The organism is Pseudomonas sp. 43(2021), from assembly GCF_017490805.1.
GTDB lineage: Bacteria > Pseudomonadota > Gammaproteobacteria > Pseudomonadales > Pseudomonadaceae > Aquipseudomonas.
Genome location: NZ_JAFGYJ010000022.1, coordinates 93,972 through 108,714, shown reverse-complemented (window position 1 = coordinate 108,714; position 14,743 = coordinate 93,972). Strand labels below are relative to the sequence as shown.

Annotated in this window: 15 protein-coding genes; 2 read left to right on the top strand and 13 right to left on the bottom strand. The window is 63.0% G+C overall.

The annotated features are described in order from the left end of the window. Positions 1–147 precede the first annotated feature (147 nt). The 11 genes from J5M71_RS19240 to mcpP form a co-directional block, all read right to left on the bottom strand. Positions 148–876: a thioredoxin family protein gene (locus J5M71_RS19240; RefSeq protein ID WP_207835125.1), complete on the bottom strand. Its 729-nt coding sequence runs from the start codon at positions 874–876 to the stop codon at positions 148–150. 95 nt (positions 877–971) lie between these two features. After that, complete coding sequence (locus J5M71_RS19235; protein WP_207835123.1) at positions 972–3,173, bottom strand: LTA synthase family protein; 2,202 nt, start codon at positions 3,171–3,173, stop codon at positions 972–974. Positions 3,174–3,308: 135 nt separating this feature from the next. Then, positions 3,309–4,589 (bottom strand): hypothetical protein, encoded by a 1,281-nt coding sequence (locus tag J5M71_RS19230; protein WP_207835121.1) that lies wholly within the window; start codon positions 4,587–4,589, stop codon positions 3,309–3,311. A 46-nt stretch (positions 4,590–4,635) separates the two neighbouring features. Beyond that, complete coding sequence (locus J5M71_RS19225; protein ID WP_207835119.1) at positions 4,636–5,388, bottom strand: hypothetical protein; 753 nt, start codon at positions 5,386–5,388, stop codon at positions 4,636–4,638. Between the two features lie 45 nt (positions 5,389–5,433). Further along, the gene (locus J5M71_RS19220; protein WP_144173672.1) at positions 5,434–6,114 is read right to left on the bottom strand and encodes a C39 family peptidase; all 681 of its coding nucleotides are present in this window, start codon (positions 6,112–6,114) and stop codon (positions 5,434–5,436) included. A 62-nt stretch (positions 6,115–6,176) separates the two neighbouring features. Continuing rightward, positions 6,177–7,487, bottom strand: coding sequence for a heme utilization protein (locus J5M71_RS19215; protein ID WP_207835116.1), 1,311 nt, complete (start codon positions 7,485–7,487; stop codon positions 6,177–6,179). 49 nt (positions 7,488–7,536) lie between these two features. Further along, entirely contained in the window at positions 7,537–8,115 is a 579-nt protein-coding gene (locus J5M71_RS19210) for an adhesin (RefSeq protein WP_207835114.1), read from the bottom strand. Position 8,116: 1 nt separating this feature from the next. Next, positions 8,117–8,551, bottom strand: coding sequence for a hypothetical protein (locus J5M71_RS19205; RefSeq protein ID WP_207835112.1), 435 nt, complete (start codon positions 8,549–8,551; stop codon positions 8,117–8,119). A 297-nt stretch (positions 8,552–8,848) separates the two neighbouring features. Then, positions 8,849–9,418 (bottom strand): AAA family ATPase, encoded by a 570-nt coding sequence (locus J5M71_RS19200; protein ID WP_207835110.1) that lies wholly within the window; start codon positions 9,416–9,418, stop codon positions 8,849–8,851. Next, entirely contained in the window at positions 9,415–9,981 is a 567-nt protein-coding gene (pnuC, locus tag J5M71_RS19195; RefSeq protein ID WP_207835108.1) for a nicotinamide riboside transporter PnuC, read from the bottom strand. Before pnuC ends, J5M71_RS19200 begins: the two co-directional genes overlap by 4 nt. Positions 9,982–10,239: 258 nt before the next feature. Further along, the gene (gene mcpP / locus J5M71_RS19190; protein ID WP_207835106.1) at positions 10,240–11,874 is read right to left on the bottom strand and encodes a methyl-accepting chemotaxis protein McpP; all 1,635 of its coding nucleotides are present in this window, start codon (positions 11,872–11,874) and stop codon (positions 10,240–10,242) included. A gap of 299 nt (positions 11,875–12,173) precedes the next feature. Between mcpP and J5M71_RS19185 the strand changes: the two genes are divergently transcribed. Both J5M71_RS19185 and J5M71_RS19180 read left to right on the top strand, forming a co-directional pair. After that, complete coding sequence (locus J5M71_RS19185) at positions 12,174–13,004, top strand: undecaprenyl-diphosphate phosphatase (RefSeq protein WP_003258998.1); 831 nt, start codon at positions 12,174–12,176, stop codon at positions 13,002–13,004. Continuing rightward, positions 12,997–13,410 carry a DUF1294 domain-containing protein gene (locus tag J5M71_RS19180; RefSeq protein WP_063914868.1) on the top strand — a complete coding sequence of 138 codons (414 nt, stop codon included), beginning with the start codon at positions 12,997–12,999 and terminating at the stop codon, positions 13,408–13,410. Before J5M71_RS19185 ends, J5M71_RS19180 begins: the two co-directional genes overlap by 8 nt. Before the next feature lie 58 nt (positions 13,411–13,468). Here J5M71_RS19180 and J5M71_RS19175 read toward each other — a convergent pair whose 3' ends face one another. Both J5M71_RS19175 and J5M71_RS19170 read right to left on the bottom strand, forming a co-directional pair. Then, entirely contained in the window at positions 13,469–13,828 is a 360-nt protein-coding gene (locus J5M71_RS19175) for an MmcQ/YjbR family DNA-binding protein (RefSeq protein ID WP_207835096.1), read from the bottom strand. Continuing rightward, the gene (locus tag J5M71_RS19170; protein ID WP_207835094.1) at positions 13,821–14,723 is read right to left on the bottom strand and encodes a LysR substrate-binding domain-containing protein; all 903 of its coding nucleotides are present in this window, start codon (positions 14,721–14,723) and stop codon (positions 13,821–13,823) included. Before J5M71_RS19170 ends, J5M71_RS19175 begins: the two co-directional genes overlap by 8 nt. Between the last annotated feature and the right edge of the window lie 20 nt (positions 14,724–14,743).

Here is a 14,743-nt window from a genome sequence, read left to right as displayed (position 1 = left end):
GGGAGCGGGTTACCCGCGAGACGACACCGCGGTGGATGGCACGGGCTTCGCCCGTGTTCGCGGGCAAGCCCGCTCCCACAGGGGGCGCGCCAGCTTTTAGAAATTGAGCAAGACAGTTGCTCCCACAGGGATATATGTTGCCTCACGTTATGTATGGCAGCAGTGAGGTTTGTCCGGCTGCCCTTCATAACGGTCATGGTGCCGCACCCAGTCCATGGTCCCACCCTCATTGCGCCCCAGTGGCGCAATGTCGAGGAAGTTGTAGGTATTGACCAGGATATCCAGCCCGCGGGCATAGGTTGAGTAGGTGTGGTACACGCTGCCATCCGGCTCGCGGTAGAACGCACTCAGCCCGGGAAGCTCGCTTTCGTTGCCATCATAGGGCTCATAGTTGTACTGCCGCTGGCCCTCACTGCCAACGCTGACGCCAAAGTCCTCGTTGAACCCGCTGCCATGTGACGAATACCAGGGGAACTGCCAGCCCATGCGCCGGCGGAAGGCCTGGAACTCGGCATACGGCGCCCGCGACACCGCCACCAGTGACACGTCGTGATGCGCCAGGTGCAGGTTGGCGCCGTCAAAGTGGTCGGCCAGGAACGAGCAGCCGGGGCAGCCTTCGCTCCAGCCCTCGGCGAACATGAAGTGGTAGACCAGTAATTGGCTGCGGCCCGCGAACAGGTCGGCCAGGCTCAGTTCGCCGTCCGGCCCGTGGAAGCGATAGCCGTGCTCCAGCTTGACCCAGGGCAGGGCGCGACGGGCTGCGGCCAGCGCGTCGCGGTGGTGAGTAAAGGCTTTTTCGTGCAGCCACAGCTGCCGGCGGGCCGCCAGCCACTGGCTGCGGGAAACCACCGGGTGACTGCTTTCGCTCGTGCTCATGGTGCTATCTCCACATTGGGGGATTCACACACTAGTCGAGCACGGGCGGGTTGAATCGACAGGCCGCGCAGGCCGGGCGATGAGCGGTACTGCGCTTAGCCCGAATGGGCGATATGCCCCTCGCTCAGTTCATCCGCTGCCTCATCTTCCCCAGGCAGCGCGGTGATCACGCTGAAGTCGCTGATTTCCACCTGGCCACCGCCATAGCCCAGCAAATGGAAGGAAAACGCCTTGCGTGCGGTCGGGTTGTCGAAGCTGAACTCCATCTCCAGCGGCTCATCGGTGGTGACTTTCACTTCGTCAGGCAAGCCCAGCGGTACGTCCTGCTCCAGCTGCTTGGCCTTGAGCTGGATATAGGCTGCGCGCTGAGGGTCCAGCGAGCGTACCTTGACCCGCACGCGGGTATGCGAGCCCTCGGGCATTTCCAGGTACTGGGCGCCGATCAGGTTGTCGGCCCAGTCATCGTGAATGCGCTTGCGCAGCTTGATCGGCGATGGGCCGCCGAACTGGTAACGCAGGTTGAGCGGTGTTTGCAGCAGAGACTGGTCGAGCACCCCGGCGAGGGCAACGATCTGCTGGCCGAGCAGGCTGTCGCCAGGGCCAAGGTAACGTGCCTGGTCGGCGATGAAGCCCTCGCTGGCGTAACGCCGGCAGCGCTGTTGGAAGTCGCATTCGGTGAACACGCCCTGGCCGTCGTGATAACGCAGCATGCCGTTGGTGTAGGAGATCATCTCGCGACCGCTGTCGTAGTCGCGGTACAGCGAGCGACCGCCGAGCGCCACTGGGATGGGCAGGGCAAAGTAGTCGAGCAGGGAAGTGGCCAGGTCAATATGGCCGTAGGTTCCGCGCTTGATCCGTGGCAACTGCGCCTGCTCCGGCGCCAGGGTGAGGTTGAAGCCCCAGGACGAGGCCAGGCGAACACCGTCGATGCCGTGGGACTCGTCGGAAGTTACCACCACCAGGGTGTCCTTGAGTACGCCCTGGCGTTCGAGGTTGTCGAGGAACGCCCCGAGCGCGTCGTCCAGGTAGGCGACTGCCGCCTGTTTCGGCGTGTCATAGCGCTCCAGGTATTCGGCCGGTGCCGAGTACGGCTGGTGGGTGCCCACGGTGAGCAGGGTCAGCATCCAGGGTTTGTCCTGCTTTTGCAGCTGCCCGACATAGTCCAGCGCACCTTCGAAGAAGGCCCGGTCATCCTTGCCCCAGGGGAAGTCCAGGTAGTTCTTGTTGCGGAACCACTCCTGGCCGTGCACCGCGTCAAAGCCGATGTGCGGCATGATGCGGTCCTTGGCCATGAAGCGCAGGCCGGCGCCTTGCAGGTAGTGGGTGGTAAAACCGGCCTGGCGCAACTGCGCCGGCAGGCAGGCCTGGTTGCGTTCGTTCTGGGTCAGCAGTTCCATGCCCTTGGGCGTGCCGTTGGCCAGTTTGTCGTAGTCACCGCACAGCATCGCGTACAGGCCACGGATGGTCTGGTGGGTATGCAGCACGTAGTCCGGGGTGTTCATGCCGCGCTCGGCCCACTGGCTGAGCTTGGGCATCAGCTCTTCGTCGAAGCGGCTGTGCAGGGCCTGGCGGTTGGGCCGCAGGTAGGCCCCGGGGATGCCTTCCACGGTGATGACCAGCAGGTTGCGGGCGTTACCTGGGCCGGCTAGCAGGCGTTGGCCATGCAGGTCGGACTGGGTCAGGCCAGTGCTGGCCAGGGGCGTGAAGGTTTGCGTCCGGCCCATCCAGCCTTCGACCTGGCGTTGCAGGTTACCGGCCCCGGCCGACAGCAGTTGGTGGGTGAGGTTGTATTGCCGCCATTGGTCGGCGTCGGAAGGTACCAGTTGCTGGCTGCCCCAATGGGCGCCAAACAGCAGCAGCGGAATGGCCCAGGCCTTGCGTGGCAGTGGCTGGCTGCGTTGTGTGCGGCTGCGCCAGGCGGTGGCCAGCCAGGCCAGCAGGCCGGCGCCCATGGCCCAGGGCAGCCAGGCATGGGCCAGACCGCCACCGGTCGAATTGCCCATGAATTGCGGGTCGACCAGATACGTCAGGTCGGCGCTGGTGGGCAGGCGGCCCACCGCGCTCACCAATTCGGCCGAAGCCACCCAGAGGGCCACCCAGGCCAGCAATACGGGCAGCGCCAGCCACCACGGCCGACGGTGCAGCAGCAAGACCAGCAGGCTGCCGAGGGCAAGGTCGGACAGGTAACCGAGCGGGTTGGACCAACCCAGCATGGCGCGCGTACCCAGTGGGATCACCAGTACCAGGGTCGCCAGGGCGACAAGCCGGGTACGTGGGTGGTCTGACAGGTTCTTCACAAAAACATCCCTTTTGCCATTAAAACGTCATGCATCTGTGCTTGATGATAACAGGACGGGGCAATGAAGGCGGTCCGGGACAAGGCTGGTAACCAAAAGCCGGGCCCGTTCGCGCGGGCCCGCCGATGGCAAGTCTCAGAAGTAGTAGGGGAATTTCAGGCTGAAGGAAAAGTCTGGCGCGTCATCGGTCAGACCAATGGCCAGGTTGGGCACGATGGTCAGGTTGTCGGTGGCGGCGAAGGTCATGCCGATATTGAAGTTGGCCGCGTTGTAGTCGCTGTTGGAGATCGACTGCCAGTCGCCGCCATCCGGTTTGATCTTGCTCTTGCGGGCGAACTGGTCGGACACCGAGAACGACATGCTCATCTTCTCGTTCAGGGCAAAGGCGATACCGCCGCCGATCTGCCAGGAGTCCCCCAGCTTCACGTCACCCGGCACCTTGCTGTTGGCCTGCGGGCTGATGTCGCTGAACGAGTCTTCCATGTTGTAGGTGTAGGACAGGCTGCCGAACAGCACGGCCGGGTCGAAGGTCTTGACCAGCGAGATGCCTGGCGTGATCGACCAGACGCCGTTGCCGGTCGGCAGGCTTTCCGGCACTGACAGGTTGTCGTTGCCGGGCACTTCGCGCAGCTTGATGCCATACGGGTCCTTGCCGGTGGGTGCCTTGATGCGCAGGGTGGCCACGGCGTCGGGCCAGGTCTCCGATTCGTCGAGGAACTTGTAGGCCACGCCGACGTTGATATCGCCGATTTCCGGGTCGCGAGTGACGGTTTCGTCGGAGGTGCTCGGCCCGGCACCGCCCGCGCCGCCGGAGGAATAGGTGGACTGGCGATACACCACCGGTACGTTGATGTCGAACTGCCAGCGCTGCGCCACGTTATAGCGCGCGGTCATGTCCAGGGTCCAGTTGTCTGCCTTGATCCGGTCGAGGTTGATGCTGCCCAGGAAGATAGAGTCCAGCGCCAGGAAACCGTTGAGCACCAGTGCCCGGGTATCGTAGTGGGTGTAGGTGACGCCGGTCTCGAAGCTGAACTTGCCGCCGCCGAAGAAGCCGCTGGCCTCGTCATACAGGTTGGATACGCTCTGTGCCGGTTCGGCGTCGGCGGTCAGCGCCTGGCCATAGGAGCTGCCGGTGGTGCCCGGCGCGCCCGAGGCCACTGTCTGCGCGCCCTTTACCCCTTCGGCGGGGGACCTGACCAGGCGTTTGGGTGGCGGCGCTGCCGGGGTTTCCTCAACCTGGCGTACGCGTTGCTCTAGCACCATCAGCGCTTGCTGCTGGGCTTCGTAGCGCCGTTTCAGCTCGTTCAGTTCCTGCTTGAGAGCCTCGACCTGAGGGTCGGCAGCTGCATAGAGCAATGTGGCCGGGGCCAAGGTAGTCAAGCATACAAAAGCTTGTAGCGTTAAAGATCGGTGCATGGAATTGCCGTCCCTGCCGACTACTTTTGATGAGACTGAGCGTAGATCAGTATCCGAAAGTGCGAAGACCTTTGAGCTGGTCGAGACTGCCGTTCAGCGACGCGGCTGTCGGCACGTTCTCGCGCATGACCACGTTGAGGGATGTGACGTTGTTGACGTGGTTGCCATTGCCAAGCAGCGTCGAGTTCTGCATCAGGCCACCCTGGGCCAGGCGCTGTACGCTGCTACCCTGGTTGTTGCTGGCATTGATGTTGAGTTGCACGCCAACACCGGTCGACGACACGCTGAACGAGCCTGCACCGTTTTCGCCGACCAGGGTCTGGCCCGCGGCCAGTACCTGGCCCTGTGGTTGTGTGGCTGGTGCCTGGTTGGCCTTGGTCACATTGATGTCAACGTTGTTGTAGGCGGTGTTGTTGTCACCGGCCGCGCGCACCACCTGGGTCACCCCTTCGGTGTTGTTGAGCCCGCTGCCGCCGGTGACCGTACCGTTGCCGGCGGAGGCAGCGCCGCCGGCGGTCGAACCGCTGCCTTTTTCGTCGATCAGCGACACATAGAACTGTGGCTTGATGGTCGACTGCTGGATCTGCAGGGTGGAAGTCGCACCGATCACCTCACCGTTGGCGTTCTGCCAGGTGCTGGTCATGACGATGCCGAAACTGACGATGCGCCCCGGCAGCACATAGCGCCCGCGCAAGTTCGCCAACTCCTGGTCTTTCAGTTCGATGGGCTTGAACGTTTCGGCGTGGGCCGGCAGGCTGGCTGCCAGGCAAACCACAGCGAGCCAGAATGGATTCTTCATTGGGTGCTCCCCGGAGCGTCGTGCTCCTTGTCGTTGCAAGCGTCGTTAGAAGAAGTCGCTTTTGATGAAACCGAAGTCCAGAAGCTCTGCGTCCTGCACCGGGGTGAAGTTGTTCACCCGGCCCTTGGCGGTCAGGGGCAGGGGCGGATCGAGCAAGACGTTGTTCTTGTCGTAGCCCTGGCCGATCACGGCGAAGATGATGCCGTTCCAGCCCTTGAGAAAATCATCGACCTTGTAGCGCTTGTGGCCCAGTACCGGGTCACCGATGTACACCCAGCCCTTGTCGACCTTCTGCATGACCACGAAGTGCTTGTAGCCGCGCACGTCCATCAGTACCACGACCGGGATGCGCACGCTGTGCAGGGTCTCGGGTGCTACCCGGTAGCCGCGGGCACGCATTCCCAGGCTTTCCACGTAGCGTTTCATGTCGAGCATCGAGAAGCCTTGCGTGCGCACCAGGTCCTGGTCGGCGTGGGCCAGCATGCCCTCGATGATCTGTTGTTCGTCGACATCCAGCCAGTAGGCCTGGCGCAGGATGGTGGCCAGTGCGGCGGCGCCGCAGCTGAAGTCGGTCTTCTGTTGCACCAGGTCGGCGAACTTGCGTTCGCGTACGCTCTGGATGGGCTTGAACACCACGGCACCACCCGGCAAGACGGACAGCGGCATTTGTGCCGCTTCGCTCACGCTGGCCAGGCACAGCAAAAACGCCAAGGCAATAATGCGCATTGTCGGATGCCTTCCGGTTCTGTTGAAGAAAGGCCCCCCGAAGGGGGCCTCAAGCACAACGATCAGAACGAGGTGTTGGAGATGGCCAGCGAGTTGCTCTGCTGGTTGCCCACACCGGCTGCCACGTTCACGCCCAGGTTGCCGCTGCCACCGTTCACCGAACCGCTCAGGGTTGCGGTGTTGGTCACAGGGTTAGCCCAGCCGGTCGGGGTCAGTACCTGGAAGGACACGGTATTGCTCAGGTCGTACGAGCTGCTTTCGCTGTAGCTCTTCACCACGTCTTTCGACGACTCCTTCTGCTTGCTACCCGATTTCTCGAAGGAGGAGTCGAAAGCTTCCTCGAACGAGGAGTCAAACGACTTCTGGAACGACGAACTGGACGACTTGTCGCGGGTTTTTTCGATGGACGCCTCAAGCGATGCGCTCAGCGAAGCGTCCACAGACTCGCTGCGAGTGTGGTCGTGACGGCCATGGTCGCGGGTGACGGTGTGCGAAGCTTCGGCGGCCGCTTCCAGGGTCGCGCTCAGCGTCGCGTTGTAGCTGGAGCTCGATTCCTTGTTGCGCGAGCCGCTGACATCCACCGACTTGGAGCCGCTGGCATCCCAGCTGTTGCTGCCCCGCTTCTCGAAGCTCGACGACGAGCTCTTGTCGATACTCAGGTTCGACGCGCTTTCCCGAGAGGCACTGCCGCTGGCCGATTTGGTGAAGGTCAGCGTATCAACCCGGTAGGTGCGGTCGGCGCTGTTGTTCACCACCAGGCCTGGGCCGTCCTGGTCGGCAGAGGCGGTGGCCGTGGCGTTACCCAGTGGTGCGTGGGTGTTGGCAATGGCCATGGTGTTTTTCTGCTGGTTCAGGTCGCCGCCAGCAATGTTGACACCCACGTTGCCTTCAGCGCCGTCGGCCGAGCCGCTCATGATCGCCGAAGACTGGGTAGACCAGTTGTCGACGCGGTTGCCGTTGCTGTACTGGCGAACGTCAGCGGTGGCTTCGGCGGTGCCGAAGACAAAGCTGTTGTCCAGGCTCGAGTCGGACGCTGCGTTGGCAATGGCCGCGGCGTTGTCCTGCTGGTTGCCGTTACCGGCCGCAACGTTGACACCGACGTTACCGCTGGCGCCAACGGCCGACTGGTTCATCTCGGCTTCGTTGATGGTCCCTTGGTTGGTGATGGTGTTGTCGGTGCTGCTCTGACTGTCCCAGGCATTGGCCGTTGCATACACAGGGATCTTGGTTGGGGGAGGCGTGTGATGACCATTGTTATGGTGGTGGCCGTTATGGTGGTCATTACGCCGATCATTTTGCCCAGCTTGTACAGCAACAGCCATGATCGCAGCAATTGCGAAAACCAGAGGCTTGATTGCCATCGAGGGTTTCATGGTGATTCTCCGTACTTTATAGGTTAAGTGTTGTTCTTAACTGGATGGGTCAATCCGCGACCCGTATGCTCAAGGTGTTGGCCATTCGGTTTCCCACCCCGGCACTCTGATTCAGCTGGATCACCCCGCGGCCACCGGTGAATGCCTGGTCACTGGTGGTGACCTGGCGATGGCCGGATGGGGTGTCAGCTGGATCGGAGTTGTTGAACAGCGTCACGTTCTGTTGCATGAGGACGCTGTCGTCGATGCTTTGCGGCTGGGCACTGAGGCTTATGCGCAGTGCATTGGCTTGCTGGGTGTTGGCGCCGGCGCTCTGGTTCACCCCGAGGGCACCGCTGCCGTTGCTGAAGGCGTTGCCCTGGATGCTCGAGCGGGCATCCATCGCCGGGGCTGCGGGGGTGTTCAGGCGTTGGCGGATCAGCGTAGTGGCGCTTGCCCCGGGCCCCACGGCGAAGGCGCGGGCGTTGGCTTGTTGCTGCTGGTCACCGGCTGCCTGGTTGACCGACAGGTTGCCCTGGTAACGGCTGCCCGAACTATTGATGTCTGCGTTGTTGATCACCGGAACCGGGGATTGCGCGAAGGCCGAAGTACTGCACAACGTGGCCAGAATCAGCAGCGTGTGCTTCATCTCACTTGCCTCCGGTCAGGATCTGCAGCGGCGCCAGGCCGCGCTGCAAACTCGAATTGACCATGTTCGAGATGCCACTGCCCGAGCCTGTACCACGGCCACCGGCCAGGTTGGGCAACTGGGTCTGATTGTTGAGGTTGCCGCCCAGGTTGTTGGTCTGCTGGGTAATCAGTGTGCTGATACCCGCACCGCTGCTGATGTTGGCGAAGTCGCCATCACTCAGTTCGCTGGTTTGCCTGAGGATGTGGGCGGAAGGGTTGGCGTTGGCGGTGGTGGGGTTCGGGTCGGGTCGCAACGGCGGGACCACGGCGTTGCGTGTCTGCACATCACGGGTTATCACGATGATGCCGTTGTCGGCCTGGGCCGTCAGGCTCAACGAGCCCAGCACACAGCTCATCAGCAACAGGTAATAAAGGCCTTTGTCAGGTTTCCTCACGACGGCAACTCCTTCTATAGAACGCTGGCCCTGTTCAGCGATACGAAGGAGCGAGCAGAAGGTGTGCCGCTTTTGAGAAGCGTTTTCAGATCAACAGCTTAAGGTCAATGCCTGACAAACTGCGGCGTATTCTGTCTCAGGGTTGAAACAGGCAGCCGTGAGCGCTGCCGGCAAAGCCCGTGGTGGCCTTGATTGGAAGAGTCTTTGCAAGGGTGTATCAGCGGCTTGACACTACCCCCGAAGCAGGGGGAAACCCCGCAATTTCGGGGCCTTTGCCCCTTGGAGTGTGTCAGTGGGTTAACATTCGGTGGGGCAGGATGGCGCATCGCTATCAATGAGCTTAGCCACTGTTTGCAGTGCCAGCAACTGGCGCTGTGGCCAATTGCCTTCAATTATTTGGTATGCCTGGTCATGCCGTTGCAGCCAGTGCAGGCTGTCGTCGAAAAAGCGCTGGCGGTCGCTCAGTTCGGGCTGGCTGCGCTGGCCATCGGCAACCCAATCCACGCCCTGCGGGCTTAGCAACAGATGCAGGTGGTAATGCCGCGCCAGCAAAGCCTGTTCCAGCCAGGCAGGGCAGTCGTCGAAGAGGGCGTGGCTCCAGAGCATGTTGCTGAGCAGGTGGGTGTCGAGAATCAGTAGCGGCGGCGCCTGCTCGCGGGCGTGGTCTTCCCAGGCCAGCTGGCCGCGGGCGATGGTGGGGATATCGGCGTAGCAGGTGTCGCGGCCTTCCTGGTCGATGAAGTGGCGCACGTATTCGGCCACCACCACGCCGCCGAAATGCGCCTGGATCACCCCGCTGAGCCAGCTTTTGCCGCTGGATTCCGGGCCGCACAGCACCACCACTTTCATGGCCTGCGCCGCGCTCATGGCTGCACCAGCGCCGGGTCACGGCGCCATTCCAGCCAGCCGCGCACGGCAATCAGGGTCAGCACGGCGAAGAAGCCCGCGGTGAAGTACAGCTGCTGGTGCAGGTACAAGCCCACGTAGACGATGTCTACCACCACCCACAGCGGCCAGCACTGCAGGCGCTTCTGCGCCATCCACAGTTGTGCCACCAGGCTGAAGCCGGTCAGGCTGGCGTCCAGCCAGGGCAGGGCGGCGTCGGTCCAGTTGGCCATGGCCGCGCCCAGGGCGGCGCTCAGCAGCACCCCGACGGCCAGGCCGGTGAACAATGCCGGGCGTTGCAGGCGTGAGACCTGGCGGGCGTCTTCAGCATGGCCTGGGCGCTTCCATTGCCACCAGCCGTAAACTTGCAGGATGGCGTAGGCCAGTTGCAGCAGCATGCCTGAATACAGCTTTACTTCGTAGAACAGCCAACCATAGATCAGCACCATGACCAGGCCGATCGGCCAGCACCAGGCGTTCTGCTTGACCGTGAGCCAGACAGCGGTGACGCCGAGGACGGCGGCGATGAGTTCAAGGCCGGACATCGGCGATCCTTGGAGACTACGGGAGGGGCGTGATTGTAGCGGGTCGGTTGGGGAAGGTGTAGGGCGTTGGGGCCACTCCCACAGGACTGCACATAACTCATTGAGTTAGCAGGGAGCCTGTGGGAGTGGCTTTAGCCGCGAATACCGGCGCAGCCGGTGCCAAGCACCGCGTTGGATTCTTCGCGGCTAAAGCCGCTCCCACAGGGTACGCGGATTGCTTGCAATTTCAGTTATCTACGCGACCACAGGGGCTTGGCCTTATACCCGGAACTGCCGCAACAGCTGCTCCAGCTCTTCGCTCAACTGCCCCAGTGCCACCCCGGCATCGCTGGACTGTCGCGCCGCATCGGCGGTCTGCTGGGACAACCCCGCCGTATCCAGCACATTGCGGTTGATCTCTTCGACTACATGCGACTGCTGCAAGGTGGCGCTGGCAATGGAGGCATTCAACGCGGTGAGGTTGTTCAGCGCCTGGTTGATGGCATCCAGGCTGGCACCGGCCTCGTGGGCCTGCTCGACGGTCTGGCGCGAGGCCTCGCTGCTGGTGTCGATGGCTTTGACCGCAGCGTCCGACTGACTTTGCAGGTGCTCGATCATGGTATGGATCTCGGCCGTCGACTGCGCCGTGCGCTGGGCCAGCAGGCGGACCTCGTCGGCGACAACGGCAAAGCCACGGCCTTGCTCGCCGGCCCGCGCCGCCTCGATGGCTGCGTTCAGCGCCAGCAGGTTGGTCTGTTCGGCGATGGAGCGGATCACGTCCAGCACACCACCGATGCGCGTGCTGTGCCCGGCCAGGTCACGGATCACCTGCACGGCCTGGTCGATGGTCAGCGACAGCCGGTCGATCTGCGCCAGGCTGCCGTGAATGGCCTCCTGACCGTGTGCCACCTGCTGTTGCGCGGTGCGCATTTCCCCGGCAGCCTGCTCGGCGGTCTTGGCCACGTCCTGCACGGCGTAGGTCACTTCGTTGACCGCAGTGGCCACCTGGTCCATCTGCAACGATTGCTGGGCGCTGTGCTGTTGCGCGGCCCCGGCATTGTCGCCGACATGTCCGGCGGACTGGGCCAGGGCATGTGCTGCCCCTTGCAACTGGCCGATCACGCCTTGCAGCTTGCCGTTGAAGCGGTTGAAGTGCTCGCCCAGCTGGGTGATTTCGTCGCGGCCGTGAGTGTCCAGGCGCCGGGTCAGGTCGCTTTCGCCGCTGGCGATGTTGCCCATGGCCTGCACTGCCTCTTGCAACGGGCGGGCGATGCTGCGGGCAATCAGCATGACCACCAGCGCCATCAGCAGAGCAATGGCCACGCCCACCAGCGAGGCATCGCGCAACTGACGGGCGAATTCGGCCTGCACGTCGTCGACGTACACGCCTGAGCCGATGATCCAGCCCCACGGCTTGAACAGCTGGATATAGGACGTCTTGGCCACCGGCTCGCTGGCACCGGGCTTGGGCCAGCGGTAGTTGACCGGCCCGGCATCCTGCTGTCGGGCCAGGGCGACCATCTCGTTGAACACGGCAAAGCCATCGGGGTCGCGGATGGCCGACAGGTCCTGGCCGTCGAGCTTGGGGTTGGCCGGATGCATGATCATCTTCGGCCCCAGGTCGTTGATCCAGAAGTAGTCATCGTGGTCGTAGCGCAGCGCGCGTACCACTTGCAGTGCCTGTTGCTGGGCGGCTTCGCGGCTGAGCGTGCCGGCCGCCTCCAGGCCTTGGTAATAGGCCAGCACACCGGCTGCGGTCTGCACCACGTGGCGGGTCTTTTCCGCTTTGGCCTGGTACAGGTCACCGTGGATCTGGCGCAGCATCAGCAGGCCCAATACCACCAGCATGGCCACCGCCACCAAAAGGATCAGCCACAGACGGCGGCTGATAGACATCGATCTCAGGGTTTTCATCCCACAGCTCCCGCATTGTTCTTTTTATTCAGGCGCATCCAAGCATGCTTTGCGTCTGGCCCCCACCCGACTAATGGCTAAGTGCTATCCATCCAATAGTCTGCAGCAGGTTGTACAAGGCGTTTGCAAAGGCGCTCTGCTAGGATTTCGGCCGCGCCAGATGAAACCTTTAGGCGGCGTGAACTTTTCTACTGGCATTGCGCCCAACAGTCGCTGTAAAACAGCCGGGCCGCGTGCGGCAATTTCAAGCAAATCAAGAACAAGGGGCCTGCAACGAGCAGCGCTCCATCGGGGGAACGATGGATTTTTGGACTGCCTTCCAGGCAATCATCTTAGGCGTGGTCGAAGGGCTGACGGAGTTTCTGCCGATCTCCAGTACTGGCCACCAGATCATCGTCGCCGACCTGATCGGGTTTGGCGGCGAACGGGCCATGGCCTTCAACATCATCATTCAGCTGGCGGCGATCCTGGCGGTGGTATGGGAGTTTCGCGGCAAGATCTTCGACGTGGTCTTCGGCCTGACCAGCCAGCCCACGGCGCGGCGTTTCACCGGTAACCTGTTGCTGGCGTTCCTGCCGGCAGTGGTGCTGGGTGTGCTGTTCGCCGACCTGATTCACGAATATCTGTTCAACCCGATCACCGTGGCGGCGGCGCTGGTGGTGGGCGGGGTGATCATGCTGTGGGCCGAGCGCCGCGAGCACCGCGTGGAGGTGGACCACGTGGACGACATGCGCTGGAGCCACGCGCTGAAGATCGGCTTCATCCAGTGCCTGGCGATGATCCCGGGCACTTCGCGCTCCGGCTCGACCATTATCGGTGGCCTGCTGTTCGGCCTGTCGCGCAAGGCAGCGACCGAGTTCTCGTTCTTCCTGGCGATGCCGACCATGGTCGGTGCTGCGGTGTACTCGGGCTACAAGTACCGCGACCTGTTCCAGCCCGGCGACCTGCCGGTCTTTGCCATTGGCTTCGTGACCTCGTTCATCTTTGCCATGATTGCCGTGCGTGGCCTGCTCAAGTTCATTGCCAACCACAGCTACGCGGCGTTCGCCTGGTATCGCATTGCCTTTGGCCTGCTGATTCTGGCGACCTGGCAGTTTGGCTGGGTCGACTGGGCGACGGCTCATGGCTGAGGCCGCACGGGGGCAAAGGGGGGAGGGCGTACGTAATGTGCGCCTGAAGCTGCTGGTGTTGGGCCTGCTGTGCCTGCTGCCGGGTCTGGGCGCGGCGCGCATGGCCTGGGTCGATCAGGCCTGGTGGCCGCTGGCGCTGTACCCGGCAATGAGCCTGATCAGCCTGCTGTTGTATTGGCAGGATAAACAGCAGGCGCGTACCCAGGCCTGGCGAACGCCCGAGAAAGTGCTGCATGCCAGTGAGCTGCTGGGCGGCTGGCCGGGGGCGCTGCTGGCGCAGCAGCTGTATCGGCACAAGACGCGCAAGGTGTCGTACCAGTTGGTGTTCTGGGGCATTGTCCTAGTGCACCAGGTGTTCTGGGCGGACTGGCTGTTTCTTGGTGGGCGCTATCTGGCTTTTGGTTGACAGGTGGCTGTGCCGGCCTCTTCGCGGGCAAGCCCGCGAAGAGGCCGGCACAGGGTATCTAGATCACCAACCCCACCTGCAACCGCTTCGGCAACCGCCGCACCACCAGCTGGTGCGAGCGTTGCAACGCATCACACAGCTCATCACGCCCCATGGGGTAGGGCAGCGCCATGCTGATCCATCGCGCCCTCGCCAGGTATGGCGCAGGCCGCACCCCCGGGCGGTCGCAATAGCCGAGAAACAGTTCGTCGGCCACCTTGAACGACAGCCCCGCACCTGCCAGGTCGAGCACCGCGAACATCTTGTTGCCTGCCACCGAAAACACCCGAATGCCGCCCCATTTGTAGTCTTCCCGCGCACCCGGCAGGCTCAGGCAAAACGCCGCCACCTCGGCTTCGCTCATGGTTCGCTCAGACATACTTTTCTCCACAGGCCTCGAACGACGTCGCCAGATGATCGATCCACACCCGTACCGCAGGCAGCAAACCGCGCCGGTGCGGGTACACCGCCTGCAAGTAGCCACCCGGTAGCGACCAGTCGGGCAGCAGGCGCACCAGTTCGCCGCGTTCCAGCTCTTCCTCGCAGAACATGCTGGGCAGCGCGGTAAATCCGAGGCCAGCGCGTACAGCAGCATTACGTACTACGAAATCATCGATGGCAAGGCGCGGTTCAAGGGCGATTTCCTGCTGCTTGCCATGGGGGCCGAACAGGCGGAAGTGTACCAGCCGGTCTGCCTCGGCGGCGCCCAGCACCGGCAATGAGGCCAGTTCGCCCGGTTCGCGGATGTGGTCGGCGAAACCAGGCGCGGCAACCAGTTGCATCTGTGCCTGGCGCAGGCGGCGGGTGACCAGGGCCGGGTCTTCATCGCCCAGGTCGCGCACGCGCAAGGCTACGTCGATGCCTTCGGAAATCAGGTCGACCCGGCGGTTGAGCAGCACCATGTCCAGTTGCACCAGCGGGTACTGCGCGAGAAATCGGCTGATCACATCTGGCAGGAAGGCGTGGGCCAATGCCACCGGGCAGGACACCCGCAAACGCCCGCGCGGTTCGCTGCTCATGCTGGCCACGGCTTCATCGGCGGCTTCGGCTTCCAGCAGCATGGCCTGGCAGTGGTGCAGGTAGCGCTCGCCCACCGCGGTGAGCTTCAGTTGCCGGGTGGTGCGTTGCAGCAAGCGTGTGCCCAGGCGTTCTTCAAGCTCGGCGATACGCCGCGACAGGCGCGACTTGGGGATGCCCAGCTGGCGGCCGGCAGCGGCGAAACCACCGGCTTCGACTACGCGGGCAAAGTAGAAGAGGTCGTTGAGGTCTTGCATGGGAATGTCTCACTGTTCCA